The 22,133-nt window shown below is 64.8% G+C and carries 24 protein-coding genes; 11 read left to right on the top strand and 13 right to left on the bottom strand.

The features are described 5' to 3' along the window. Positions 1 to 17: 17 nt before the first annotated feature. Positions 18 to 443 carry a hypothetical protein gene (locus tag PG892_RS08225; protein ID WP_223933292.1) on the bottom strand — a complete coding sequence of 142 codons (426 nt, stop codon included), beginning with the start codon at positions 441 to 443 and terminating at the stop codon, positions 18 to 20. A 306-nt stretch (positions 444 to 749) separates the two neighbouring features. Between PG892_RS08225 and PG892_RS08220 the strand changes: the two genes are divergently transcribed. Both PG892_RS08220 and PG892_RS08215 read left to right on the top strand, forming a co-directional pair. Then, the gene (locus PG892_RS08220; RefSeq protein ID WP_223933276.1) at positions 750 to 1,661 is read left to right on the top strand and encodes an esterase/lipase family protein; all 912 of its coding nucleotides are present in this window, start codon (positions 750 to 752) and stop codon (positions 1,659 to 1,661) included. Continuing rightward, positions 1,658 to 2,398, top strand: coding sequence for a lipase secretion chaperone (locus tag PG892_RS08215; protein WP_223915356.1), 741 nt, complete (start codon positions 1,658 to 1,660; stop codon positions 2,396 to 2,398). Before PG892_RS08220 ends, PG892_RS08215 begins: the two co-directional genes overlap by 4 nt. A 54-nt stretch (positions 2,399 to 2,452) precedes the next feature. On the opposite strand, the gene PG892_RS08210 is transcribed toward PG892_RS08215, so the two are convergent. Genes PG892_RS08210 through sgrR form a run of 3 tightly spaced genes read right to left on the bottom strand, consistent with a single transcriptional unit; the run spans position 2,453 to position 5,382 of the window. Beyond that, complete coding sequence (locus tag PG892_RS08210; RefSeq protein WP_010672732.1) at positions 2,453 to 3,166, bottom strand: hypothetical protein; 714 nt, start codon at positions 3,164 to 3,166, stop codon at positions 2,453 to 2,455. Between the two features lie 30 nt (positions 3,167 to 3,196). Beyond that, a complete protein-coding gene (locus tag PG892_RS08205) occupies positions 3,197 to 3,592 on the bottom strand; it encodes an acyl-CoA thioesterase (protein WP_010672731.1) in 396 nt (131 codons plus the stop codon). 35 nt (positions 3,593 to 3,627) lie between these two features. Beyond that, a complete protein-coding gene (sgrR, locus tag PG892_RS08200) occupies positions 3,628 to 5,382 on the bottom strand; it encodes an HTH-type transcriptional regulator SgrR (RefSeq protein ID WP_223915357.1) in 1,755 nt (584 codons plus the stop codon). Positions 5,383 to 5,482: 100 nt separating this feature from the next. On the opposite strand from sgrR, the gene PG892_RS08195 reads away from it, so the two are divergent. The 3 genes from PG892_RS08195 to PG892_RS08185 all read left to right on the top strand — a co-directional run bounded on the left by PG892_RS08195 (position 5,483) and on the right by PG892_RS08185 (position 7,805). Beyond that, positions 5,483 to 5,659 carry a hypothetical protein gene (locus PG892_RS08195; protein WP_080767934.1) on the top strand — a complete coding sequence of 59 codons (177 nt, stop codon included), beginning with the start codon at positions 5,483 to 5,485 and terminating at the stop codon, positions 5,657 to 5,659. Positions 5,660 to 5,798: 139 nt separating this feature from the next. After that, complete coding sequence (locus PG892_RS08190) at positions 5,799 to 7,067, top strand: O-acetylhomoserine aminocarboxypropyltransferase/cysteine synthase family protein (RefSeq protein ID WP_223915358.1); 1,269 nt, start codon at positions 5,799 to 5,801, stop codon at positions 7,065 to 7,067. A gap of 108 nt (positions 7,068 to 7,175) precedes the next feature. Then, positions 7,176 to 7,805, top strand: a complete 630-nt coding sequence (locus PG892_RS08185) for a glutathione S-transferase family protein (protein ID WP_223915359.1) — start codon at positions 7,176 to 7,178, stop codon at positions 7,803 to 7,805. Positions 7,806 to 7,928: 123 nt separating this feature from the next. Here PG892_RS08185 and PG892_RS08180 read toward each other — a convergent pair whose 3' ends face one another. Then, positions 7,929 to 9,104 carry an iron-containing alcohol dehydrogenase gene (locus PG892_RS08180; RefSeq protein WP_160836807.1) on the bottom strand — a complete coding sequence of 392 codons (1,176 nt, stop codon included), beginning with the start codon at positions 9,102 to 9,104 and terminating at the stop codon, positions 7,929 to 7,931. Between the two features lie 185 nt (positions 9,105 to 9,289). Between PG892_RS08180 and PG892_RS08175 the strand changes: the two genes are divergently transcribed. Then, a complete protein-coding gene (locus PG892_RS08175) occupies positions 9,290 to 9,874 on the top strand; it encodes a hypothetical protein (protein WP_041212267.1) in 585 nt (194 codons plus the stop codon). Between the two features lie 100 nt (positions 9,875 to 9,974). Here PG892_RS08175 and PG892_RS08170 read toward each other — a convergent pair whose 3' ends face one another. The 4 genes from PG892_RS08170 to PG892_RS08155 all read right to left on the bottom strand — a co-directional run bounded on the left by PG892_RS08170 (position 9,975) and on the right by PG892_RS08155 (position 12,120). After that, positions 9,975 to 10,400, bottom strand: a complete 426-nt coding sequence (locus PG892_RS08170; RefSeq protein ID WP_109112403.1) for a hypothetical protein — start codon at positions 10,398 to 10,400, stop codon at positions 9,975 to 9,977. A gap of 224 nt (positions 10,401 to 10,624) precedes the next feature. Further along, a complete protein-coding gene (locus PG892_RS08165; RefSeq protein ID WP_042864524.1) occupies positions 10,625 to 11,371 on the bottom strand; it encodes an SDR family oxidoreductase in 747 nt (248 codons plus the stop codon). Between the two features lie 42 nt (positions 11,372 to 11,413). After that, the gene (locus PG892_RS08160; RefSeq protein WP_223915360.1) at positions 11,414 to 11,650 is read right to left on the bottom strand and encodes a DUF3624 domain-containing protein; all 237 of its coding nucleotides are present in this window, start codon (positions 11,648 to 11,650) and stop codon (positions 11,414 to 11,416) included. After that, the gene (locus tag PG892_RS08155) at positions 11,647 to 12,120 is read right to left on the bottom strand and encodes a GNAT family N-acetyltransferase (RefSeq protein ID WP_103259406.1); all 474 of its coding nucleotides are present in this window, start codon (positions 12,118 to 12,120) and stop codon (positions 11,647 to 11,649) included. The genes PG892_RS08160 and PG892_RS08155 overlap by 4 nt, the downstream gene beginning before the upstream one ends. A gap of 187 nt (positions 12,121 to 12,307) precedes the next feature. Between PG892_RS08155 and PG892_RS08150 the strand changes: the two genes are divergently transcribed. Further along, positions 12,308 to 13,750, top strand: a complete 1,443-nt coding sequence (locus PG892_RS08150; protein WP_010672720.1) for a RimK family alpha-L-glutamate ligase — start codon at positions 12,308 to 12,310, stop codon at positions 13,748 to 13,750. Between the two features lie 24 nt (positions 13,751 to 13,774). Further along, on the top strand, positions 13,775 to 14,305 hold the full coding sequence (locus PG892_RS08145) for an MgtC/SapB family protein (protein WP_039039793.1): 531 nt from the start codon (positions 13,775 to 13,777) through the stop codon (positions 14,303 to 14,305). 55 nt (positions 14,306 to 14,360) lie between these two features. Here PG892_RS08145 and PG892_RS08140 read toward each other — a convergent pair whose 3' ends face one another. Both PG892_RS08140 and PG892_RS08135 read right to left on the bottom strand, forming a co-directional pair. After that, positions 14,361 to 15,977, bottom strand: a complete 1,617-nt coding sequence (locus tag PG892_RS08140) for an alpha-amylase family protein (protein ID WP_223915363.1) — start codon at positions 15,975 to 15,977, stop codon at positions 14,361 to 14,363. Positions 15,978 to 16,094: 117 nt separating this feature from the next. Then, positions 16,095 to 16,373 (bottom strand): DUF2442 domain-containing protein, encoded by a 279-nt coding sequence (locus PG892_RS08135; protein WP_039039795.1) that lies wholly within the window; start codon positions 16,371 to 16,373, stop codon positions 16,095 to 16,097. A 257-nt stretch (positions 16,374 to 16,630) separates the two neighbouring features. Here PG892_RS08135 and PG892_RS08130 point away from each other — a divergent pair, with 257 nt between their 5' ends. Continuing rightward, on the top strand, positions 16,631 to 18,595 hold the full coding sequence (locus PG892_RS08130; RefSeq protein WP_223915366.1) for an LTA synthase family protein: 1,965 nt from the start codon (positions 16,631 to 16,633) through the stop codon (positions 18,593 to 18,595). A 55-nt stretch (positions 18,596 to 18,650) separates the two neighbouring features. On the opposite strand, the gene PG892_RS08125 is transcribed toward PG892_RS08130, so the two are convergent. Beyond that, positions 18,651 to 19,121 carry an Lrp/AsnC family transcriptional regulator gene (locus PG892_RS08125; RefSeq protein WP_010672715.1) on the bottom strand — a complete coding sequence of 157 codons (471 nt, stop codon included), beginning with the start codon at positions 19,119 to 19,121 and terminating at the stop codon, positions 18,651 to 18,653. A 149-nt stretch (positions 19,122 to 19,270) separates the two neighbouring features. On the opposite strand from PG892_RS08125, the gene PG892_RS08120 reads away from it, so the two are divergent. Next, entirely contained in the window at positions 19,271 to 19,789 is a 519-nt protein-coding gene (locus tag PG892_RS08120; RefSeq protein WP_223915369.1) for a phosphatase domain-containing protein, read from the top strand. Between the two features lie 6 nt (positions 19,790 to 19,795). Here PG892_RS08120 and metA read toward each other — a convergent pair whose 3' ends face one another. After that, on the bottom strand, positions 19,796 to 20,743 hold the full coding sequence (gene metA / locus PG892_RS08115) for a homoserine O-acetyltransferase MetA (RefSeq protein ID WP_010672713.1): 948 nt from the start codon (positions 20,741 to 20,743) through the stop codon (positions 19,796 to 19,798). Positions 20,744 to 20,887: 144 nt separating this feature from the next. Here metA and PG892_RS08110 point away from each other — a divergent pair, with 144 nt between their 5' ends. Beyond that, positions 20,888 to 22,132 carry an HD-GYP domain-containing protein gene (locus PG892_RS08110; protein ID WP_223915372.1) on the top strand — a complete coding sequence of 415 codons (1,245 nt, stop codon included), beginning with the start codon at positions 20,888 to 20,890 and terminating at the stop codon, positions 22,130 to 22,132. The last annotated feature ends 1 nt before the right edge of the window (position 22,133 follow it).

Genomic DNA, 22,133 nt, shown 5'->3' with positions numbered 1-22,133 from the left:
ACCTCTGTTTATTGTGATTAATGCAGTTGGCGAGCGGACTCGGTCTGGCACAGGCACTGACCGAGGCAGCGGCGGATGCCGTCGTGGTTGCCGTGTTTGCCCAGAAAGGCGAGCAGCTCGGTACGGGTGCTGCGGGCGTGGCGAACAGCCGCCTCCCGCAGGGCAGCGGAACTGGTGGGGGACTGGCTGGTGGCCAGAAGGCAATCATGGATGTGACACAGCAGGTCGGCGGCCCGATCCGGCAGGGTCATGGCCACCAGCAGATCCGCCAGGTTGTGATGGGCCACCACCAGGGCCGCCACCGCTTCGTCGGCATCGTGCCAGTCGGCAAACTGCTGGCGGGCAAGCCACAGCGCCTGCTGATAGCAGTCGAGCGCCCTGGCGTACTCCCCCGCATCGAAATGGCGGTTGCCACTCAGGGTCTGCGCCTTCCAGTGCGCCATGCTGCTGTCCGCTCCGGTGGTACCGACCCACCCCTTCACCCAGGTTCCCGTCATGACTCGACCACTCAAATGATAACAATTATCATTTAACTTATTTGATGAGCAGACACAAGGAATAGTTGGTGCCGCCTTTTTTGCCCATATGGGTAGGGTTTTTCTGCAATCCCCGGTTTAGTGATCCCATCCACAGATACATTTGAGTTCAGCCACCATGCTGCCGGTACTGGCATGAGGCCAGTGGCTGCCCCGGTGACGACCTCCGGTGACGACCAGAATGCAGCCGGTTTTTTCGCAAGGACGGTGAAGATGAAAAGATGGCTATTGATGCTGTTGTGCGCCCTGCCCATGCTGGGTCAGGGGGCCGGTTATACCCAGACCCGCTACCCCATAGTGCTGGTGCACGGTCTGTTCGGTTTCGACAAGCTGCTCGGGGTCGATTACTTCTACGGCATCCCCCAGGCCCTGACCCGGGATGGCGCCAAGGTTTACGTGGCCCAGGTCTCCGCCACCCAGAGCTCGGAGCTGCGCGGTGAACAGCTGCTCAAGCAGGTGCAGCAGGTGCTCGCCATCACGGGGGCGGAGAAGGTGAACCTCATCGGCCACTCTCACGGTGGCCCCACCATTCGCTACGTCGCTTCGGTCGCCCCCGAGCTGGTCGCTTCCGCCACCAGCGTGGGCGGGGTCAACCATGGCTCTGAGATCGCCGACCTGGTGCGGGCCAAGGTGACGCCGGGCTCAGCGGCCGAAGGTCTGGCGGTGGCCGCCGCCTCGGCCCTGTCCGGGGTCATCTCGCTGCTCTCCGGGGGCAGCCAGCTGCCGCAGGATCCCCTCGCCGCCCTCGACGCCCTCACCAGCACCGGCGCCCAGCGCTTCAACCAGCGCTATCCGGAAGGGCTGCCGAGCCAGCATTGCGGCGAGGGGCCGCTCCTGGCCGACAACGGCGTCTACTACTTCTCCTGGAGCGGGCGCGGCAACATGACCAACATCCTGGATCCGGTGGATCCGGCGCTGGCGCTGACCGGCAGCTTCTTCAAGGAGCCCAGTGACGGCCTGGTCGGGGTGTGCAGCAGCCACCTCGGCAAGGTGATCGGCACCCACTACCGCATGAACCATCTGGACGAGGTGAACCAGTCGTTCGGCATTCGCCACCTGTTCGAGACAGACCCGGTCAACCTCTATCGCCAGCACGCCAACCGCCTGCAGAGGCTGGGACTATGAACAGGGCATGGCTGATGGCTGCTCCGCTGGCGGCGGCCCTGCTGCTGGGGGGCTGGCAGTATTGGCCCTCCGCTGACGCAACCGCCCCTTCGCCGCAACATGCCGGGCCCGCTTCCCCTCTGGTCAGGCAGGTCGCACCGCCGTCGGATAAGTCCTCGCTGCAGGCCCGCCATGAAGCCTTTCTCGCGGCTGAGGGCAGCCTGACGGTGCCGGCGGATCCGGGCCTCGCCAGCTTGCAGAAGCTGTTCGACGAGCGCGAGCAGTTGCGCAGGCAACGTTTCTCCCCGGCCGAGCAGGAGCAGCTGTTTGCCGAGGACAGGCTGATGGAGCAGTGGACCCTGCGCCGCAAGGCGCTGGTGGAGTCCAGCGATACCGACAAGCCGCTGCTGGCGAGTGAGCTGGAGCTCTGGCTGGCGGAGCAGCCCCAGTGGTTTCGGGAGGCGGAGGCCAACAGCCGCCTGCTCGGCGATCTGCAGGCTCTGGAACAACTCCCCGCAGCCGGGCGTGACGCCGCACTGCGCGAACAGTTGGGACCGGAGGCGGCAGACCGGTTGCTCCAGCTGGCAGAGAGCCAGCAGGGGTTCGAGCAGCAGCTGGCCGGCTATCTGGCCGAGATCAGGCCCCTGCCTGCCGAGGCCCGGGTCAGCCAGCAGCCAGAGATCCTGGCACGCTGGTTCGAGCCCGGTCAGTGGCGACGGGTGGAGGCCCTCACCCGGCTCACCCTGGGCGAGCAGTAACCGGCATGAAAAAGGGGCCCGCAAGTGGGCCCCCATTCTTTGACGCTGCCGCCCTTACTGCGGCTTGTTGGCACCCGGCAGCGGCTGCCAGGTGAGGCGAGTCACCCGGTTGCCCTGCACCTCGCAGGTGAGGCAGAGATCCTGCCACCCCTTCTCCTGGCGCAGGGAAACTTCTCCCTTGATGCCCTCTGCACTCCTCTTGAGTTTGGCCGGCTCGAAGGTCACCTTGTCACCTCCGGCAAGCGCCATCAGCTTGCCATTGCAGAGCCACTGGGCGAGCTCGGCCCCCTTGAGCTTGACGCCCCCCTTGTCAGCCTTCTCCTCGGCGGTGCTCGGCGCAAACAACCCGCCCAGCTCGGCCGCCCGTCTGGTCAGCCAGGCTTCCCGCTGCTGCATGCTCATCTTGCTGACAAACTCCGCAGGCTGCCCCTTGTCGTCCAGCCACTGGGTCAGCTTGCCACTGTCATCGAAGGCGAACTGGGCGGCGGGCTCCTTCACCCCGAACAGCTTGCCGCCCTTGAAGTAGTAACGGCTCTCCCCTTCCTGTTTGCCCTGCTCGTTCAGGATGGGCACGGCGATGATGACGGGCGTGCCGTCGACCCAGGCCTTGATGTCAACGCCATCGTGGCTGAACAAGCGGGTATCGAGGGCGCTGTCGGCCCCCTTCTCCATCAGGGTGAACTGCTCGGCCAGGGAGGCGGCGAATGAAGGCAGGGAGCAGAGTCCCAGTCCCAAGCCGAGGCTCAGGGCGATCGCGGTTGTGCGCATAAGTGTCCTGTGGTGGGCCCGAAGGCCGGATTAACTCTCTACCAGCCAGACCCTCAGTCCCTCCCGGTGAGCCTCGCTCAAAGGGATGGACTGCCGGGTCCGGTAGTCAAAATGGATCAGGGTCGTCTCGGCGGTCACCGCCAGCTCGCCGCCCTGCCAGGCTTCCTGCCAGAGCGTGAAGGAGCTGGTACCGATACGCCGCACGCCGGTCTTGATCGACACCATCTGGCCATAGAACAGCTCCCGTTTGAATTGCACCGTGTAGCCCGCGATGATCAGATGCCAGTCATGCACATCCAGCTCGGGCGAGAAGAGGCGAAACAGGGGATCACGGGCCGATTCAAACCAGACCGCCGGCACCGTGTTGTTGATGTGGCCGAGGGCGTCCGTCTCTTGAAAACGGGGTTGGATCTGCATTTCCAGCATGGAAGTCGACTCCTTGTCGTAGGACCGCGCACAGGCTAGCGCGCCAACCCGTCCGACTCAAGCGTCCCTGCCTGGGGGTGAGAGCCACCGCCGGTTTCCGGCCCCTGCGCCACCTGTTCGGGCTTTAACCAGGCGCTGCGAAAATCGAACCAGCCAAGGGCCGTCATGCGCACACCGTGCACGCCGACCCGGCTCTCCAGCTCCAGCCAGTGGTGAAACAGCGGCACGAACCAGCTCTGGCGCTGCACCTCGGCCAGCAGGGCGCGGGGGCCGGGCTCTTCACCATGGGCGCGCCACTGCGTCAATCCCTGCCACAGGGCCTGCTGGCCGCCCCACACCCGGCGCAGCAAGGGGGTGCCCTGAAGCCAGGCGTAAGGGGCGAAGGCGTGCTCATGCTCCAGGTTGAGGGTGCCGAACCAGAGATCCACATCTTCATCCTCCCCGCTCACCCAGCGGCCGTAGTCCAGGGTACGCACCTCGAGCTGGATCCCCTGCTCTGCCAGCAGGCTGCTCATGGCGCTGGCGCACTCGTTGAACTCCAGATGCTGGTTGAAGCAGGCCAGTACCAGCCGCGCTGGCAGGCTGACCGGGCCGGACTCGGGAAGAGGCAGGCTCTCGCGCCAGTGGGGCAGGAGACCCAGAGCGCTGGTCCAGCCCCGCTGCAGCTCGGGCGCCACCCGGGCCATCAGGGCGATGGGGTTGAGCAGCCGGGTCAGCCACTGGCGCAGGGCCGGGTCCTGCAGGGGGGCCGATCTGTCGTCCTGCAGCAGGAAGTAGCAGCCCGACTCGAGTTCGGACTCCCCGCGCATGGAACCAAGCTCCGGGGTGTCGCTGCCCAGCCTGACGTGGCTCTCCAGCCGTTCCGCCAGCTCCGGCAGCATCCAGATGTCGATCTCGTCGAGCAGGGCCCGCAGCCCGAAATAGTCGTCAAATGCTTCGAGGCACAGGTGCAGCGGGTCGTTGGTGCTCACCCGATAGGGGCCGGTGCCCACCGGCTGCAGGGCGAAATTCGCCTCCCCCTTGAGCTCCCGCGGCAGGATGGCCGCCACCGGCTCGGCCAGCAGGTGCGGCAGCAGAGGATCCGGGCTGTCGAGATGGATATCCAGGGTGCGCGGCCAGCGGCTCTCCAGCCGTGCCAGATGGGCGAACAGCGGGCGATCCCGCAAGGCCTGCAGGCTCTCCATCACATCCTCCACCACCAGTTCGCGGCCATGGTGAAAACGCACCACGGGGCGCAGATAGAAGCGCCAGTGACAGGGGGCCAGATACTCCCAGTAGTGGGCGAGATCCCCCTCGATTTCCCCATTTTCCTCGTTTCGCCGGGTCAGACCGTTGAAGATCTGGCGGCTCAGGTGAATTTCGGAGCGGCGCAAGGGCGCGGTGGGCAGCAGGCGCGGCAGCGGCCGGTAGTAGGGCACCCGCAGGATCTGGCGCCCCTCCCGGGTGGCCTGGCCGAGCTGCTCGATCAGCAGCGGAGTGAGCAGATCGAGGCGATCTTCGGCCAGCCGCACCGCCTGCGCCAGCTGGCCCTGACTCAGCAGATCCCGCAATCGGCGCCGGGTCAGGCTCTCCTGGTTGTCGAGCAGGGTGAGGCGGGAGCGCCGCCCCCGCCCTGCCTCCGCCGTCCAGCACAGCCAGCCCTGCCCTTCCATGCGGCGCAACAGCAGGCGGGCATTGCGGGGGGTGCAGCAGAGCAAGTCCGCCACCTCGGCGAGGCTGATTTCCCGCTCGTCGCAGCCAAGCTGCTGGGTGAGCCGTTGAAATTGCTGATAAAGGCGGCTGGTAGGCATAAAAGAGGAAATCCTGTCTCTGAAAGTCATCAGTTTTTACTTCCGCATTTTAGCTCAATACTGCTGGCGAACGTGAGAACCACAGCACAGGAGCACCATCATGAGCCATGCCACCCCCCTCAAACCGAACCGGATCCAGCAAACCCTCCGTCGCTACTTCCTGAGGATCCTGCCCCGCCCCCTGACGCTGGTCGAAGATCCCATGGTGCAGCTCAACCGCCTGATGCAGTGGGATATGCACCAGATAGACGACAGGGAGTATCGCCGCCGTCTCTGAGGTCGCCGTCACAGGCGCCATCCGGTCACCGCCATCCCCCGGCATTGCTTTGCCGGAATGGGTGGTTTACATCGGCGCCAGGACTGCTAGATTGGACGTCTATCCATCCATAATGGTGACATCCAACAAGGAGTGTGTGATGAAAGATGCGACCCTGGCCCTGCACCACGGCTTTTCCAGCGATCCCGCCACCAAGGCGGTGGCCGTGCCCATCTACCAGACGGTGGCCTACGAGTTCGAGAGCGCCCAGCACGGGGCGGATCTGTTCAATCTGGCGGTACCGGGGAACATCTACACCCGCATCATGAACCCCACCAACGATGTGCTGGAACAACGGATGGCCGCCCTTGAAGGGGGGATCGCCGGCTTGGTGGTCTCGGCGGGTTCCGCCTCCATCACCTACGCCATCCAGGCGCTGACCGCCGCCGGTGACAACATCGTCTCCACCCCCCAGCTCTATGGTGGCACCTACACCCTGTTCGCCCACATGCTGCCGAGCTTCGGGGTCGAGGTGCGCTTCGCCAAGGATGACAGCGCCGAGGCCATCGCCGCCCTCATCGACGACAAGACCAAGGCGGTCTATTGCGAGAGCATCGGCAACCCGGCGGGCAACATCGTCGACATCGCCGCCCTGGCCAAGGCCGCCCACGCCCGCGGCGTGCCGCTCATCGTCGACAACACGGTCGCCACTCCGGTCTTGTGCAAACCCATCGAACACGGCGCCGACATCGTGGTGCACAGCCTGACCAAATATGTCGGCGGCCACGGCAACTCCCTGGGGGGCGTCATCGTCGACTCGGGCAAGTTCCCCTGGGCGGATCACGCCGAGCGCTTCCCCCAACTGACCCAACCCGAGCCTTCTTATCACGGGGTGGTCTACACCGAGGCCTTCGGCCCGGCGGCCTTCATCGGCCGGGTGCGCACCGTGCCGCTGCGCAACACGGGCGCGGCCCTGGCTCCCATGAACGCCTTCCTGCTGCTGCAGGGGCTGGAGACCCTGAGCCTGCGCATGGAGCGCCACGTGGACAACGCCCTGCGGGTCGCCCATCACCTCAGGCATCACCCCAAGGTGGCCTGGGTCAGCTACGCCGGTCTGCCGGGTCACCCCCACTACCCGCTGGCGGAGAAGTACATGGCCGGTCGCCCCTCGGCCATCCTCTCCTTCGGCCTGAAGGGGGGCTACGAGGCGGGCGTGCGCTTCTACGATACCCTCAAGATCTTCAAGCGGCTGGTCAACATCGGCGACGCCAAGTCCCTGGCCTGCCACCCCGCCTCTACCACCCATCGCCAGTTGAGCGAAGAGGAGCAGGCCAAGGCTGGAGTGAAGCCTGAGATGATCCGGCTGTCAGTGGGAATCGAAGCCATCGAGGACATACTGGCGGATCTGGATCAGGCGCTAGAGGCCTGAGTCAATCGACGAAGGAGCGGGCACCACGCCCGCTCTTTTTCATCCATAAGTGAACCTGCTGCCGGGGCGCTGCGTATCACCGCCTTCCGTCACTGCGTCGAGGTTTCCATGATAGTCCTGCACCACCTGAACAAATCCCGCTCCCAGCGCATCATCTGGCTGCTTGAAGAGCTGGGCCTGCCCTATGAGATCAAGGCCTACCAGCGCGATGCCGCCACCTTCCTGGCGCCGCCCGAGCTCAAGGCCGTCCACCCCCTCGGCAAGTCGCCGGTCATCGAGTTTGACGGCCGGGTGCTGGCGGAATCCGGTGCCATCACCGAATACCTGATCGCCCGCCACGCTCCGGAACGGCTGGCACCGGCCACTGACAGCCCGGAGTATCCCGAATACCTGCAGTGGCTCCACTTCGCCGAGAGCTCCGGTATTCTGCCGCTGCTGCTCGATATGTTCGTGCGCAAGGATGGCAGCCCGATGCGCTTCCTGCCGGACTACGCCAAAGCCGAGTGTACCAAGGTGCTGGGCTACCTCGATGAGGTGCTGGCAAGCCGCCACTACCTGGTGGCCGATCGCCTCACCGGCGCCGACATCCTGAACTCCTTCCTGGTGGATCTGCTGGCCCAGAGCGGCCAGCTGGCCCAGTTCCCGCATCTGCAAGCCTACTGGCAGCGCCTCAATACCCATCCGGCCCGCCAGAAGGCGGCGGCGCTGGAGCGCGAGCTGGACCGCAGCGCCGAATAAACGGCAGTGCCCGGCGACACCACGCAAAACGCCCCGATGATCGGGGCGCTTTCTTTTCCGTTGGCCAGCCGGTGATCAGAGGGCGAGGGAAAGGATCCGCGCCACTATGGTTGCCAGGATGACTTACAGCGCGTGGGACAGGATCCTGGCTACCTTGTCGGGATCGATGTCCTGCTGCTCCCCGAGGGCGGTCAGCCCGAAACGCTTGAGGTTGGAGCAGATACCGGGGATGCAGCTCTCGCTCAGCCCGTAGTCGGCAAGCCGGGTACCCACCCCCATCTGCTGGAAGAACTGCTCGGTGCGGATGATGGCCTCCTCGATGCGCAGCGCCTTGTCCTCGCGGCTGGAGTGCCACACCCGCTCGGCGAACTGGGCCAGCTTCTCCTGCTTCTGGGCCGATTGCTCCCGCAGCAGGGAGGGCAACACCACAGCCAGGCTCTGGGCATGATCCAGCCCGTGCAGGGCGGTGAGCTGGTGACCGATGGCGTGGGTGGACCAGTCCTGGGGCACGCCGCGACCGATGAGGCCGTTGAGCGCCAGGCTGGCCGCCCACATCAGGTTGGCGCGCACCTGGTAGTTGGTGGGCTCCGCCAGCGCTCGCGGACCGTTGTCCACCAGCACCTGCAGCAGCCCCTCCGCCAGCCGGTCCTGCACCTCGCCCCCCACCGGGAAGGTGAGGTACTGCTCGAGGATGTGGACGAAGGCATCCACCACGCCATTGCCCACCTGGCGCGGCGGAAGGCTGTAGGTAGTGGCGGGATCCAGCACCGCAAACACCGGTTGCACCAGCGGATTGTAGAAGGAGAGCTTGGCCTCCCCCCGGCTCACCACGGCGGCGGGGTTGCTCTCCGAACCGGTGGCCGGCAGGGTCAGCACACAGCCGAGCGGCAGCGCCCCCTTGATGGAGGCCTTGTCCCGCAGGATCTCCCAGGGGTCGTCCCCCTCGAAGCAGGCCGCGGCGGCCACGAACTTGGTGCCATCCACCACGGAACCGCCACCCATCGCCAGCAGGAAGTCGATGCGCTCGCGCTTGACCAGGGCCACCGCCTCCATCAGCTGATCGTACTGGGGGTTGGCGCCGATGCCGGGAAACTCCAGCCACTCCCGGCCCGCCAGCGCCTGGGTCAACTGCTCATAGACCCCGTTCTGCTTGATGCTGCCACCCCCGTAGAGCACCAGCAGACGGCTGCCGGCCGGGATCAGCTCGGGCAGCCTGGCGATCTGGCCTTCACCAAAACAGATGCGGGTGGGATTGGCATATTGGAAGTTGTACACGGCAGAGCCCTCGGTTGATTGCATGCCGGGGAATTGTGCGCCTGCCGAGCCATCAGGTCAAAAACGGGAGCCTGTCGTCAAAAATACGATGCCAGCCTGCCGATGCCGGGCGCTCCTGCCCGGCTTTGCTATGGTGATAGCGGGAAGACGAGTTCGTCGCCCCCTCAAGCCCCTCCCGGGGTCCCTTTCCCACTCACAGGGTCTCTATCATGAAACTGAAGCACGCCTGGATTGCGGGTGCCCTCACCCTCTGTGCCCCTCCCCTGCTCTATGCCGCCGAGGTCACCACCCATGTGGCCGTGGCCCCCGGACAAGCCAGCCTGGCCGAAGAACTGACCGCCAGGGCAACCGTCACCGCCATCGACCTGGCCACCCGCAAGGTCAGCCTGAAAAATGCCGAAGGGCAGACCCTGGATCTGATCGCCGGGGAGGAGGTGACCAACCTTCCCCAGCTCAAGGTGGGAGATGTCGTGGCCCTGAGATATCTGCAACTGCTGGACCTGACCCTGCTCAAGGGCACCGCCGGGGTGAGAAAACGGGTGGTGGAAGTGGAAGGGGGCAAGGCGGCCGCCGGGGAGAAACCTGCTGCCGGCGCCGGCATGCAGGTAACCATCTATGCCGACGTCATCGACGTGGACAAGGCGCACCAGACCATCCGGGTCAAGGGGGTTGACCATACCCTGACCCTCAAGGTGCAGGATCCGGCCCAGTTCGCCCTCATCGCCAAGGGGGACCAGATCAAGGCCGTGCAGACCACCGCCATCGCCATCGGGATCGCCCCCCAGAGTCCCTGAGCCCTGACCACGGCAGGCCGTGCCTCCCACTGCCTGCCGGCCCCGTGGCAAGGGGGCAACCCCTTGCCTTTAACGCCCAAAGATTGCCGTTTGAATCACATCATGCCTGGGAGGCGGATTTGCCGGTGAGGCGATCCATGGCCTCCTTGAGCATGGCATCGCGCTGCGCGGACAGGTCCTTGCTCTGCGTTTCGCGCTCCTCGGCAGAGAGCGTCTTGTCATCCGCTATCCCCTTGAGCTGACGCTCGAGATCGTCAAATTTTTTGCGATCAAAGCCCAGGGCCTTGTCCACCATCTGCTGCACCCGCGCATCCTTGACGCCACCGGTCAGGACTGTGTTCTTGCCGTTTCTGGCCAGATGCTCGTAGGTCAGCGCCTGCTGCGCCTTGCCGGTCAGCACCTGACTGGAGAGGCTGACCTGCTGAGACCAGCCGCTCTGCTTGTCGTCGCTGTCGCTGAGGGTCGCCAGGGCACGGTTCTGGGACGCGCTCTGGGCGAGTTGATGACCATAGGGTTTGATATCCATGAAGGCTCCACGCTCACTGCCGGCCTCGCCAGCTCCGGGGATGGGTTCCCCGCCATGGGCCTAAGACAGCAAAATGCAGGCCAACTTGAGTACCCCACTCTTTCGACGGCTGAGCACGGGTCACAGCACGCCTCATTCTGCATTCCATGACGAGTGCGACCAGACCCATCAAAAAAAGGCGCCCGAAGGCGCCTCTTGTGGACAGAAGTCGGCTCGTCATGACATCAGCGACGGCTGATGTGGAGCGGACCGAAGGTCTGGGCCACCGGCATGATCTCGATGCTGTTGATGTTGACGTGGGCAGGCTGCTCGCTGATCCAGAGTACGGTATTGGCGATGTCTTCCGGCAGGATGGCCTGCACCCCCTGATAGACGGTGGCCGCCTTGGCGTCGTCGCCGTGGAAGCGCACGTTGGAGAACTCGGTGCCGCCACACAGGCCGGGCTCCACGTTGGTGACACGCACCGCCGTGCCCGCCAGATCGGCACGCAGGTTGAGGCTGAACTGCTTCACGAACGCCTTGGTCGCGCCGTAGACGTTGCCGCCCGGATAGGGATAGGTCCCTGCGATGGAGCCGATGTTGATGACGTGGCCGCGGTTGCGCGCCACCATGCCCGGCAGCAGCAACCGGGTGATCAGGGTCAAGCCGCTGATGTTGGTGGCGATCATCTGCTCCCAGTCCTCAAGGTCTGCCTTGTGGGCAGGCTCCAGCCCCAGTGCCAGGCCGGCGTTGTTGACCAGCAGGTCCACCTGTTGCCATTCGGTCGGCAGCCCCTCGATGGCGGCGCGGGTGGCAGCCTTGTCCTGGACGTCGAACACCAGGGGCAGGAACTGCTCGCCCAGCTCCTCGGCCAGGGCGGCCAGCCGTTCGGCGCGGCGCCCGGTGCCGATCACCCGGTGGCCAGCGCTCACCAGCAGGCGGCTGATGGCCTCACCAAAGCCGGACGAGGCGCCCGTTACCATTGCAATCATGTGAACCTCCATTGTTATTTGTCTTCTTGAAAAATCAGCACGTTATATGTCGCGTTTGCCCAGCTTTCGCCATGCGAACACCGCCAGATGCAGCAGGAAGAGACCCGAGCCCCCCAGCGCAAACAGCAGGCAGGTCAGGGCGTTGACCGAGGTATCGGCGCCGCACCACCACCAGACCAGCCAGCCGACGACCCCGATGAGAAAGGTCTGGGCGGCGCAGACCGGGCAGCGCCCAAGCTTGGCCCTGATGGCCGTGGCCAGGCAATCCTCGCAACTCATGATGGCGCCTGCCGCTCATCCCCCAGCGCCAGCACCAGGCGGTGGGCATGCTGGCCGGGCCCGTAATAATCGGGCAGCCGTACCCCGGGGCGAAACCCCAGCCCCTGATAGAGGGTCCTGGCTTCTGGGTTGGCGTCGGCGACCTCGAGGCGAATAGCCCCCCAGCCGGCCTCGCGCCCTTCCCGGATCACCTGCTCCAGCAGGCGGCGTGCCCACCCCTGACGGCGGACGGTCCAGCGGATGGCGAGGGTCTGGATGATGAGACGATCCCAGCCTTTGTGCTCCAGCACGCTCAAATAGCCCATCACCTGCGCCTTCTCGTCTTGCAGCAGCAGGGTGCGCCCCTTGGCCTGATTGAGCAGATAGTGCCAGCGGCTGCGGCCGAAGGCGACCTCGGGGGGAAAACAGTAGCGTTCCAGCTTCACGATGGCGCCCAAATCATCGGCTCGGGCGGCGCGCACGGTCAACACGGGGAGTCCTTGTTCGGTTATTTATCCTCAGCACCAGAAATGCGACTTGTATCACAAGTTACCAAGGCAGAATATTAGGCACTGTAACCTCTTGTTTCCCCTCGCGCCATTGTCGTGCTTGTCGGTGCATCGAAGCCCACTGGGGATCCTGCCGTTTCTGGCAGTCCTTTCTGTGGAGCCTGAAAATATGAGTACCTATGTCATCGTCGAGGAGCCGGGCGACTGGCCCTGCCATGCCGACTATCTGCTGACCGCCCGCACCTACCTGCAACACGGTCTGCCCACCACAGGGGGGCGTCCGCGCATCATCAACCTCTGCCGCAGCCTGGAACACCTGGGGGCCGGTTATTACTGCTCCCTGCTGGCCCAGGCCCGCGGCCACCACTGCCTGCCGGGATTGCAGGCCATCAGCCGGCTGCAACCCCAGCAGCCTCCCGCCAAGCTGTGGCGCAAATTGCAGGGCTGGCTGGCCCAGCAGAGCGAAGACAGGATCCGGGTGCGCGCCATCTTCGGCCAGTGCGAACAGAGCGAGCTGGCGGGGCTCGCCCGCTATTACTACGGCCTGAGCCAGTTGCCGCTGCAGGAGCTGACCCTCAAGCGCGGTCGCCACGGCTGGTCGGTGCGTCAGCAGGAGAGCCTGTCACCGCTGGCACTGAGCCCGAGCGAGAAGGCGCTGATGGTGCAGCACGCCCAGGCGCTGGTGGGCACGGGGGACGAGGAGCAGACGGCGCCACGCTACCAGCTCGCCATCCTGGTCGACCCCAACGACGGCCGCGCCAGCAGCGATGCCCTGGCGCTGGAGCGTTTCATCAAGGCGGCCGCTGCCCAGGGGATCCAGGCCGAGATCCTGCCTCCCTCGGCCATTGAGCGGTTGCCGGAGTTCGACACCCTCTGGCTGCGCGCCGAGACCGCGGTCGGCCACTACACCTTCGAATTTGCCCGCCGTGCCGAGCAGCTCAAGATGCCGGTCATCGACAGCTCCCGTGCCATCCTCGCCTGCAGCAACAAGCTCTATCTCTACGAGCTGATGGTGCGCAGCGGCGTGCCCATGCCCCCCACCACCGTCGTGACCCGCCGCGGCCGCCAGCATGTGGACGAACTGGTGCAGCGCCTCGGTCTGCCACTGATGGTGAAGATCCCCGACGGCGCCCAGGGGCGCGACCTCGCCATGGCCAGCGATGACATCCAGCTCGCCCGCCTGCTGGACGAGGGGCTGGCCCGCTCCGCCCTGCTGCTGGTCCAGAGCCGGATCCCTGCCGAGTTCGACTGGCGCATCGGCTTTCTCGACGGCTCGCCGCTGTTCGCCTGCCGCCGCTACCGACCCGAACCCGGCAACCGCATCCGTCGCCGCAAACACCCCCTCGACATGAGCCGCATCGAGGCGCTGCCCCTCAGCGACGTGCCGGAGCGGGTGCTGCAAACCGCCCGCCGCGCCGTGCACCAGCTCGGCAACGGCCTGTTCGGGGTGGATCTGCGCCAGCAGGGTCAGGGCTGCGTGTTGCTGGAAATCATCGACAACCCCTGGATACGTGGCGATATTGAAGACAGGGAGGCAAAGGACCTCTACGAGCGCCTCGCCCGGGCCTTCCGCCAGCGGCTGGAGAACCGGGGGCAGAGCGCGACAGGATAACAAGCATCGCGAACAGAGGTGGATATGATGACAATGCAGTGGTGGGACATCGCGCCCCTTGGCTGGGAGAACATCCTGGTCTGTCTGGTGTGTGGCACCCTGGTGGGGCTGGAGCGGCAGCTTCGCGGCAAACCGGTGGGGATCCGCACCTCTTCCCTCATCGTGCTCGGCACCTACTGTTTTCTCGCCATCGGCGCCGCCGTCAGTCCTCAGGGCGCCGATCAGGCGCGGGTGCTGGGTCAGCTCATCACCGGGGTCGGCTTTCTCGGGGCCGGGGTCATGATGACCCGGGATGGTCAGGTGCTGGGGGTGACCTCCGCCGCCGCCATCTGGATGCTGGCCGCCCTCGGCGCCCTCATCGGCATGGACATGCTGCATCAGGCGCTGCTGCTCACCGTCGTCACCCTCTCCATCCTGGTGGGGGTGGACTATCTGGAAGCCAGCTTCAAGAGCCTGCGCCGCGGGGTGCACAACCGGCTGGAACACTGGCGCCACGGGGCCGAGCCCTCGGTCTCTTCCCGCCGGGACGACCTTGGCAGCGGCATCGAGAAGTAAGCCGCCACCATGAAAAAGGGCTCCATGCTGGAGCCCTTTTTGTTGCCTGCCTCCCTCAGCGCACCAGCAGGAAGCGGCCGGTGAGGGGCGGCAAGTCCACCGTCACGCTGCTGCCACCGATGGCCAGGTTTTCGCCGCTCTGCAGATCCACCAGGGCGCTGCCGCTGCGCAGCTTGCCGACCGGCACGGCGTAGCTCTGGGGCGTGGTGGAGACGTTGAGCAGGTAGACTACTTGCTCACCCGCCGTCTGCTTGATGTCGCCATAGACGCTCCCCTCGGCCACCAGCTTGACCCGCTCCCCCTGATAGAGGGCCGGGTGCCCGGCGCGCAAGGCCAGCAGATCGCTCAGCCACTGCTTGAGCTCGGCCTGCTCGCTGCTCGGCACGAAGCCGGTGACACCGGGAACCTTGCCATCGCTGCGGGCCACGTGATCATCGCAGAGCCCCTGGGCCGCACAGTCGCCCCCCACCTGACTGGCAAAGCCAGGCACCTCGTCGCCAAACTCCTCGCCATAGTAGAAGGTAATGGGACCGGAGCGGGCGGCCATGAAGCTGAAGGCCGCCTTGTGGCGCTGCCAGTAGTCCGCCCCATTGAAGTTGCCCCGCTCCAGCAGATCGCCGAAGCGCACCAGATCGTGGTTGCCCAGCATCAGGTTGGGCATGGCGTGGTCCGGGTAGTTCTCCACCTTGTTCCAGCTGGCGTCGAGCACGCTGGCCCCCTGCCCGCCCTTGCCGGACTCTTCCACCGCCAGCGCCTGTACCAGACCGTAGCGCAGGGGGAAGTCGAACGCCGAAGAGAGCGCCGGGTTGTCGCTCGGGCCATAGGCCTGGGTGCGGATCTCGTCGGCGCCCTTCCACACTTCCCCCACCATGTAGCCGAGGGTGCCCCACTGCTGGCCGGCGGTCTTGCGCGCCGCGCTGGCCCGCTCCACTTCGCTGCGAATGGCACGCCAGTCATCCAGCCCCAACTGATAAGCCTGATCGAGGCGCCAGCCGTCGATGCCGTACTGCTCGACCCAGTAACGGGCCACCTCCTTGAAGTAGGCCAGACTCTCGGTCTGGCCGTAATCCACCAGTTGGCCCGGGTAGCCTGCGCCGCCGCTCTTGAGGGCAGGCAGCCGCCCCTCTGGTGAAGGCTTGCTCACCCCCACCTTGTTGACGTGGCCGAACACCCCGTCGAGGAAGACATAAAGCCCGCGCTGGTGCGCCCCGTCCACCAGTTGCTTGAGCTGGGCGTTGCTGCCGAAGTTGGGATCCACGTTGAAGAAGTCGCAGGCGAAGTAGCCGGTGGCATCCAGCCGGTCGTCCCCGGCCTGGCCGGCGCAGGAGTCAAACACCGGCGTGAGCCAGATGGCGTTGACGTTGAGGCTCTTGATGTGGTCGAGGCTGTCGATGATCCCCTGCAGATCGCCGTTGTGCCGGGAGGGGCCGTAACCGACGCCGTAGTTGGCGCTGCCGTCGCCGTCGACGAACGACTCCACCATCACCTGGTAGGTGCGCAGGTTGCAGGCTGGCTGATCATTGCCGTAGCAGGCGCGGCTGGCCGACGCGGGGGGTGGATTGACCACCGGAGGCTGGGGGTCACTGCTGCCACCGCCTCCCCCGCTGCCGCAAGCCGTCAGTAACAGGGTGGCCCCGATGAGGCCGCCACGACGCAACGTTCCTTGTTTCATTGTTATGTTCCCGCTGTGGTGGATGGGCGCCCAAAGCGCCGCACTGGGGTCATGATAACGACCTGACCGACGCGGGTCTGTGACTGAAAACGTTACCTGACTCAACGAGTTAGCATGTCAGAAGCGATGCATGTTGCGATCGGGGAAGGCGGCCCGCTCGTCGATGGGCAGGATCAGGTGGTAGACCTCGTGGGCCGCCAGGGTGAAGCCCGAGGGCCACGCCAGTTGATGGCGATCATCGATGAAGACACGGGCGAAGCGACGCTCGGTCTCCATGGCCGCAAACAGCGGCTGGCCGCGCCAGGGGGTGAGATCCAGCACGCCTGTGGTGCCGTCGGAGAGCACCACGAACAGAGACCAGCCCTGCATATATTCCACATCGATGAAGACCGGCATCCCTTCGGCTCCGATTGAGAAATCCGGCGCCATTATAGGCACGACCCTTGTCTCGATGTGCCAGCAGGATCACAGTTTCCCCAGCGTTTTATGCTCTCTTCAAACCCTGCATCCCGTCACAAAAAATCATAAAACGTGCCAGTTTCTCCATTTATACCTCACCCCCATGCAACCTTTGCCAGGCGCCACTGTCATACTCCTGCACCATAACAACAATGCGTCCGGGGACTGGGCGCAAACAGGTTTGCAGGAACAATATGACCACCATCAGACAATGGCTGGGACCGGTTTGGCCCATCGCCGTCTTTTCATTGATCGCGCTCATCTCCCTGACTGTCAGCCGCCTTGGCCTGGGGCTCTGGCAACTGGAACGGGTGGATGCCGTCTCTGGCTGGCAGGAGATGCTGCTGCAAGGCATTCGGGTCGACGTTGCCACCCTCTGCTGGGTCTGGGGCGTACCCGCCGTCTTGACCCAGTTGCTGGCCGGGCCCCACGCGCCCGGGCGGCTCTGGATGCAGCTTATCCGGATCTGGCTCACCCTGGGACTCTGGCTGATGCTCTTTCTCGAGATCTCCACTCCCGCCTTCGTCACCGAATACGGGGTGCGCCCCAACCGCCTCTATGTGGAGTACCTCATCTATCCGAAGGAGGTGCTCTCCATGCTGTGGGCTGGCCGCAAGGGCGAGCTGCTGCTGGCCGTGATCTTCAGCGGCGCCGTGCTGGGCGGTGGCTGGTGGCTGAGCGGCCGCCTGGTGCGTGACCTAAGCTTCCCCCGCTGGTACTGGCGCCCCGCCTTCGCCCTGCTGATCCTCGCCGTCGGCTTCCTCGGCGCCCGCTCCAGTCTCGGCCATCGCGCCCTGAATCCGGCCATGGTGGCCTTTGCCGACGATCCCCTGGTCAACGCCCTCACCGTCAACTCCGCCTACTCCCTCTTCTTTGCCATCAAGCAGATGGGGGCCGAGGAGGACGCCAGCCAGTTTTACGGCAAGATGGCTGACCATCAGGTACTCGACATAGTCCGCGAGGAGAGCGGTCGTCCTCTCGGCGATTTCACCTCTGCCGATCTGCCGAGCCAGACTTTCAACACGGCCAGCTACCAGGGCAAGCCCAAAAACCTGGTGATCCTGCTGCAAGAGAGCCTGGGGGCCCAGTTCGTCGGCTCCCTCGGCGGCCTGCCGCTCACCCCGAACATCGATGCCTTGTCGAAAGAGGGTTGGGCGTTCGAGCAGCTCTACGCCACCGGTACCCGTTCGGTACGCGGCATCGAGGCGGTGCTCACCGGCTTCACGCCGACCCCGGCCCAGGCCGTGGTCAAGCTCGGCAAGAGCCAGACCAACTTCTTCACCATCGCCGACCTGCTCAAGCAGCGAGGCTATGACACCAGCTTCATCTATGGCGGCGAGAGCCACTTCGACAACATGCGCAGCTTCTTCCTCGGCAACGGCTTCACCACCATCGTGGAGCAGAAGGACTTCAAGAACCCAGTGTTCGAGGGATCCTGGGGCGCCTCGGATGAAGATCTGATGGCCAAGGCCAACGAGACCTTCGCGGCGCTGCACAAGGAGGGCAAACCCTTCTTCAGCCTGGTGTTCAGCTCCAGCAACCACGATCCCTTCGAGTTCCCCGACAACCGCATCGCCCTGTACGAGCAGCCCAAGCAGACCCGCAACAACGCCGCCAAGTACGCGGACTACGCCGTCGGCGAGTTCTTCAAGAAGGCCAGGGCATCGGACTACTGGAAGGACACCCTGTTCCTGGTCATCGCCGATCACGACAGCCGGGTCGGGGGAGCCAGCCTGGTGCCCATCCCCCGCTTCCACATCCCGGGGGTCATCCTGGGGGACGGCATAACACCCAGAAAGGATCCCCGCATCGTCAGCCAGATCGACATGGCCCCGACCCTGCTCTCCCTCATGGGCATAAGTGCCGACTACCCCATGCTGGGCAAGGATCTCACCCGCATGCCCGCCGACTGGCCGGGACGCGCCATCATGCAGTACGACAAGAACTTCGCCCTGATGCGTGGCAAGGATGTGGTGATCCTGCAGCCCGAGCGGGCGCCGGAAGGCTTCATCTACGAGGATGCGACCGAAACGCTCACCCCGGCGCCGCAGCCGGACACCATGAAGGATGCCGCCCTGGGGCTGGTCCTGTGGGGCAGCCTAGCCTATCAGCAGGGGCTCTACCGGACGGCGCAGGACAGCCGGCTGGCTCTCAACTGAGGAACCGCCCACAAAAAAACCGCCCTCGGGCGGTTTTTTCTTGCGGCTCACCCCATCAGGGGTGGGGGAAGCAGGGGAGCGAGCGGCTGAACCTGTGCTCGAACACCAGGGAGGTCTCGAGGTGCACCACTTCTTCCCGGGAGGTGAAGTGATCGAAGACGAAATTGCGCAGGTGTTCGGTATCGGAGACGCACAGGTGCACCAGGAAATCATCCTTGCCGCCCATGTGGAACAGGCTGATCACCTCGGGCAGGGCCAGGATGGCGTCGCGAAACGCATCGATGATCTGGCGGCTGTGACGGGCCAGTTGCAAGGAGACCATGGCCTGGATGTGACCGCCCAGGGCCTGGTAATCCACCTCGCAGTGCGCCCCCTTGAGCACGCCATCCTGCTGCAGCTTGCGCACCCGCTCCAGGCAGGTGGACGGCGCCACCCCGACCAGGGCAGCCAAATCCTTGTTGGTCATGCCCGCATCGCGAAACAGATGGGCCAGGATGTCCAAGTCCAGTTGATCCAGGTTTCTCATCTTTACTCCTTGCATCGCTCGATTTTTTTAGACTCTGCCCGTAAACCGGGCCGAACACAACGCAGATTGACATCGCCTCCGGCCCCTCTATGCTGTGCCGCACCCGCGGGATGCCGATCCCGTTGATCCCGACCACCACGAGGAACCCCATGCTCAGTGCCCATCCCTTCTGGAGCCTGGACGTTCCACGGCTCGACGGCCAGCTCCTGCTCACCCCCTGCCCCGGCAGCCAGCAAGTCCCCATGGTCCACGCCCTTGCCCAGTTGCAGCTGGCCGGTGCCGGCGGGGTGCTGACCCTGATGACGGAGGAGGAGCTGGCCCTGTGCGGGCCCCTCTCTCTCGGGCAGCTGGTGCAGGCCAGAGGCATGAGCTGGTTCCATCTGCCCATTGCGGATGACGAGGCACCGGATGCCGCCTTCGAACAGGCCTGGCCCGGGGTGCAACCCCGACTGCTCGCCCTGCTGCGCGAGGGACGGCACCTTGCCATTCACTGCCACGGCGGAAGCGGGCGTACCGGGCTGGCGGCCGCCCTGGTGCTGATGACCCAGGGGCTGCCCCAGCAGGAGGCCATGACCCTCATCCGGGCCAGACGGCCACGGGCCTTCACCCTGGCCTGCCACCGTCACTGGCTCGATACCCGTGGGCGGCGGCTGGCCGGGGCGGACTGATGGGCTCTATCCCTTGGGCTGCTGGTAGGTAAACACCTTGCCGATGTCTTCCACCTTGTAGCTGGTCAACTGGTAGACGTAATAGTTGAGCCAGTTGGAAAACAGCAGGTGACCGTGGCTTCGCCAGGTGGCGCGCGGGGTCTGGCTTGGATCGTTGTTCGGGTAATAGTTGACCGGAATGACGGGGGTGAGCCCGGCCGCCAGATCCCGCCGGTATTCCCCATCCAGGGTCAGGGCGTCATATTCCGGGTGGCCGGTGACGAACACCTGGCGACAATCCTTGGTGGCGGCCAGATAGACGCCCGCCTCTTCCGACTCGGCGAAGATCTGCAGATCGGTGTGAGCGCGGATGAGATCCCCGTCGAAGGCCGCATAGCGGGAGTGGGGCGCCACGAATTCGTCATCGAAGCCGCGCAGCAGCGCCTCGTGCTCGTCGAGGCGGTGGTGGCGATAGACCCCGGAGAGCTTCTCGCCGTGGGTCTGCTTCTCCATGCCGTACAAGGCTTTCAGCGCCGCCTGCACCGCCCAGCAGAGGAAGAGGGTGGAGGTGACATGCTGATGGGACCACTCGATGATCTCGACGATGCGGGGCCAATAGACCACCTCCTCGAACTCCACCAGTCCGAGCGGCGCCCCCGTGATGATCATGCCGTCGTAGTTGTTGCCTCTCACCTGCTCGAAGTCGTGATAGAAGTTCTCCAGGTGCGCCTGGGGCGTGTTTTTCGACTCCCGATCGTCGATGCGCAACAGATCTACGTCCACCTGCAAGGGCGAGTTGGAGAGCATCCGCATCAGCTGGATCTCGGTTTCTATCTTCTTGGGCATCAGATTGAGGATGAGCACCCGCAGCGGGCGGATGTTCTGGGTGACGGCCCGGGATTCCGTCATCACGAAGATGTTCTCCTGCCCCAGCACTTCGGCGGCGGGCAACTGGTCCGGGATCTTGATCGGCATGCTGACTCCCTGTACTGCATCGGTAAATATGTCTGGACATCTAGAAGCCTATAATAAAGCGCTCCCGCTGTCATCAGATACCTTTTGTATTCACCCCGCCCTTTGACTAGCATACGGCTCAGTGTGTCCCTCGTGCCCAACCCCATGACAGGAATCAAGATCTCCGTAGAACGGCTGCAAGTCGGCAATTATGTCTCCCTGCCTTTGGGATGGCGTGAGCACCCGTTTCTGTTCTCCAGCTTCAAGCTCAAGAGCGAGGAGGAGATCGAGCTTATTCGTCGCCTTGGCCTCAAGCTGGTGACCATCATTCCCGACAAGAGCGACACGCCGCCCAAGCCCCTCGGCCAGACCCAGTCCCAGGCAGATGAGGTTGAGGGAGAGGGTCTCGTCGCCCGCCAGGAGGAGATGCAGCAGGAGAAACTGCGGCGCATCGAGCAGTTGCAGCGCTATCGCCGCGACCTGCAGCAGTGCGAGAAACAGTTCCGCCAATCCCTGGCCCAGGTGCGCAACCTCATGGGCAAGATCCAGTCCCGCCCCCTCAACGCCATCAGCGAGGCCCAGGAGCTGATCAACGCCATGACGGAGCAGCTCCTCTCGGTGGACGAGATGGTGCTGCACCTGGTCTCTGACAGCGATGATGGCAACAGCCTGCAGTTTCACTCCCTCAACGTCAGCGTGCTGAGCATGCTGCTCGCCCGGGAGTGCAAGTTGCCGGCCGAGGCAATCCGCCAGGTCGGCATGGGGGCCCTGTTCCACGACATCGGCAAGCTGAGGATCCCGAGCCAGATCCTGCGCAAGACGGAGCCGCTGACCAAGCCGGAGCAGAACCTGATGGCCCAGCATCCCCGCTACGGCCTGGAACTGCTGGGGCTGGTCAGCGATTTTCCGGAAGCGGCCAAGCAGATAGTGCAGAACCACCACGAGTACCTGGACGGCACCGGCCCCCAGGGGCTCAAGGGGGATCAGCTCGATCCCCTCACCCAGATCGTCTCCCTCATCAACGAGTACGACAACCTCTGCCACCTGGAGGCCAAGGTGCCCTACGCGGCCCTCGGCAGCCTCTACAAGCAGCGCAAGTCCCAGTTCAACGTCGATCACCTCGGCATGCTGATCCGGCTGATGGGGGTCTACCCCCCGGGCAGCGTGGTGCAGCTCTCCAACGGCCAGGTGGGGCTGGTGATGTCGGTCAACGCCTCCCGCCTGCTCTACCCCGCCGTGCTGGTATACGACCCCCGCATTCCGCGCCAGGAGGCGGCCATCATCGACCTCGACGCGGCCGGGCTGACCATCGCCAAGGTGATCCAGCCCAAACGCCTGCCCCCGGCGGTGTTCGAATACCTCAACCCCCGCACCCGGATCAGCTACTACTTCGAACACGGCAAGCCCTGAG

This window comes from Aeromonas sp. QDB68 (assembly GCF_027707405.1).
Taxonomy (GTDB): domain Bacteria; phylum Pseudomonadota; class Gammaproteobacteria; order Enterobacterales; family Aeromonadaceae; genus Aeromonas; species Aeromonas caviae.
Note: the sequence above shows the minus strand (reverse complement) of the source record. Positions and strands in the feature narration are given on the sequence as shown.

What these genes read in the sequence shown, in the direction of transcription:
- PG892_RS08125 (WP_010672715.1), bottom strand. Translation starts at nt 19,121, where the DNA reads ATGAGAAACCTGGATCAACTGGACTTGGACATCCTGGCCCATCTGTTT.
- PG892_RS08130 (WP_223915366.1), top strand. Translation starts at nt 16,631, where the DNA reads ATGACCACCATCAGACAATGGCTGGGACCGGTTTGGCCCATCGCCGTC.
- PG892_RS08210 (WP_010672732.1), bottom strand. Translation starts at nt 3,166, where the DNA reads ATGCGCACAACCGCGATCGCCCTGAGCCTCGGCTTGGGACTGGGACTC.
- sgrR (WP_223915357.1), bottom strand. Translation starts at nt 5,382, where the DNA reads ATGCCTACCAGCCGCCTTTATCAGCAATTTCAACGGCTCACCCAGCAG.
- PG892_RS08220 (WP_223933276.1), top strand. Translation starts at nt 750, where the DNA reads ATGAAAAGATGGCTATTGATGCTGTTGTGCGCCCTGCCCATGCTGGGT.
- PG892_RS08170 (WP_109112403.1), bottom strand. Translation starts at nt 10,400, where the DNA reads ATGGATATCAAACCCTATGGTCATCAACTCGCCCAGAGCGCGTCCCAG.
- PG892_RS08185 (WP_223915359.1), top strand. Translation starts at nt 7,176, where the DNA reads ATGATAGTCCTGCACCACCTGAACAAATCCCGCTCCCAGCGCATCATC.
- PG892_RS08215 (WP_223915356.1), top strand. Translation starts at nt 1,658, where the DNA reads ATGAACAGGGCATGGCTGATGGCTGCTCCGCTGGCGGCGGCCCTGCTG.
- PG892_RS08165 (WP_042864524.1), bottom strand. Translation starts at nt 11,371, where the DNA reads ATGATTGCAATGGTAACGGGCGCCTCGTCCGGCTTTGGTGAGGCCATC.
- PG892_RS08190 (WP_223915358.1), top strand. Translation starts at nt 5,799, where the DNA reads ATGAAAGATGCGACCCTGGCCCTGCACCACGGCTTTTCCAGCGATCCC.
- PG892_RS08150 (WP_010672720.1), top strand. Translation starts at nt 12,308, where the DNA reads ATGAGTACCTATGTCATCGTCGAGGAGCCGGGCGACTGGCCCTGCCAT.
- PG892_RS08180 (WP_160836807.1), bottom strand. Translation starts at nt 9,104, where the DNA reads ATGCAATCAACCGAGGGCTCTGCCGTGTACAACTTCCAATATGCCAAT.
- PG892_RS08160 (WP_223915360.1), bottom strand. Translation starts at nt 11,650, where the DNA reads ATGAGTTGCGAGGATTGCCTGGCCACGGCCATCAGGGCCAAGCTTGGG.
- PG892_RS08205 (WP_010672731.1), bottom strand. Translation starts at nt 3,592, where the DNA reads ATGCTGGAAATGCAGATCCAACCCCGTTTTCAAGAGACGGACGCCCTC.
- PG892_RS08145 (WP_039039793.1), top strand. Translation starts at nt 13,775, where the DNA reads ATGATGACAATGCAGTGGTGGGACATCGCGCCCCTTGGCTGGGAGAAC.
- metA (WP_010672713.1), bottom strand. Translation starts at nt 20,743, where the DNA reads ATGCCGATCAAGATCCCGGACCAGTTGCCCGCCGCCGAAGTGCTGGGG.
- PG892_RS08110 (WP_223915372.1), top strand. Translation starts at nt 20,888, where the DNA reads ATGACAGGAATCAAGATCTCCGTAGAACGGCTGCAAGTCGGCAATTAT.
- PG892_RS08135 (WP_039039795.1), bottom strand. Translation starts at nt 16,373, where the DNA reads ATGCCGGTCTTCATCGATGTGGAATATATGCAGGGCTGGTCTCTGTTC.
- PG892_RS08175 (WP_041212267.1), top strand. Translation starts at nt 9,290, where the DNA reads ATGAAACTGAAGCACGCCTGGATTGCGGGTGCCCTCACCCTCTGTGCC.
- PG892_RS08120 (WP_223915369.1), top strand. Translation starts at nt 19,271, where the DNA reads ATGCTCAGTGCCCATCCCTTCTGGAGCCTGGACGTTCCACGGCTCGAC.
- PG892_RS08140 (WP_223915363.1), bottom strand. Translation starts at nt 15,977, where the DNA reads ATGAAACAAGGAACGTTGCGTCGTGGCGGCCTCATCGGGGCCACCCTG.
- PG892_RS08225 (WP_223933292.1), bottom strand. Translation starts at nt 443, where the DNA reads ATGGCGCACTGGAAGGCGCAGACCCTGAGTGGCAACCGCCATTTCGAT.
- PG892_RS08195 (WP_080767934.1), top strand. Translation starts at nt 5,483, where the DNA reads ATGAGCCATGCCACCCCCCTCAAACCGAACCGGATCCAGCAAACCCTC.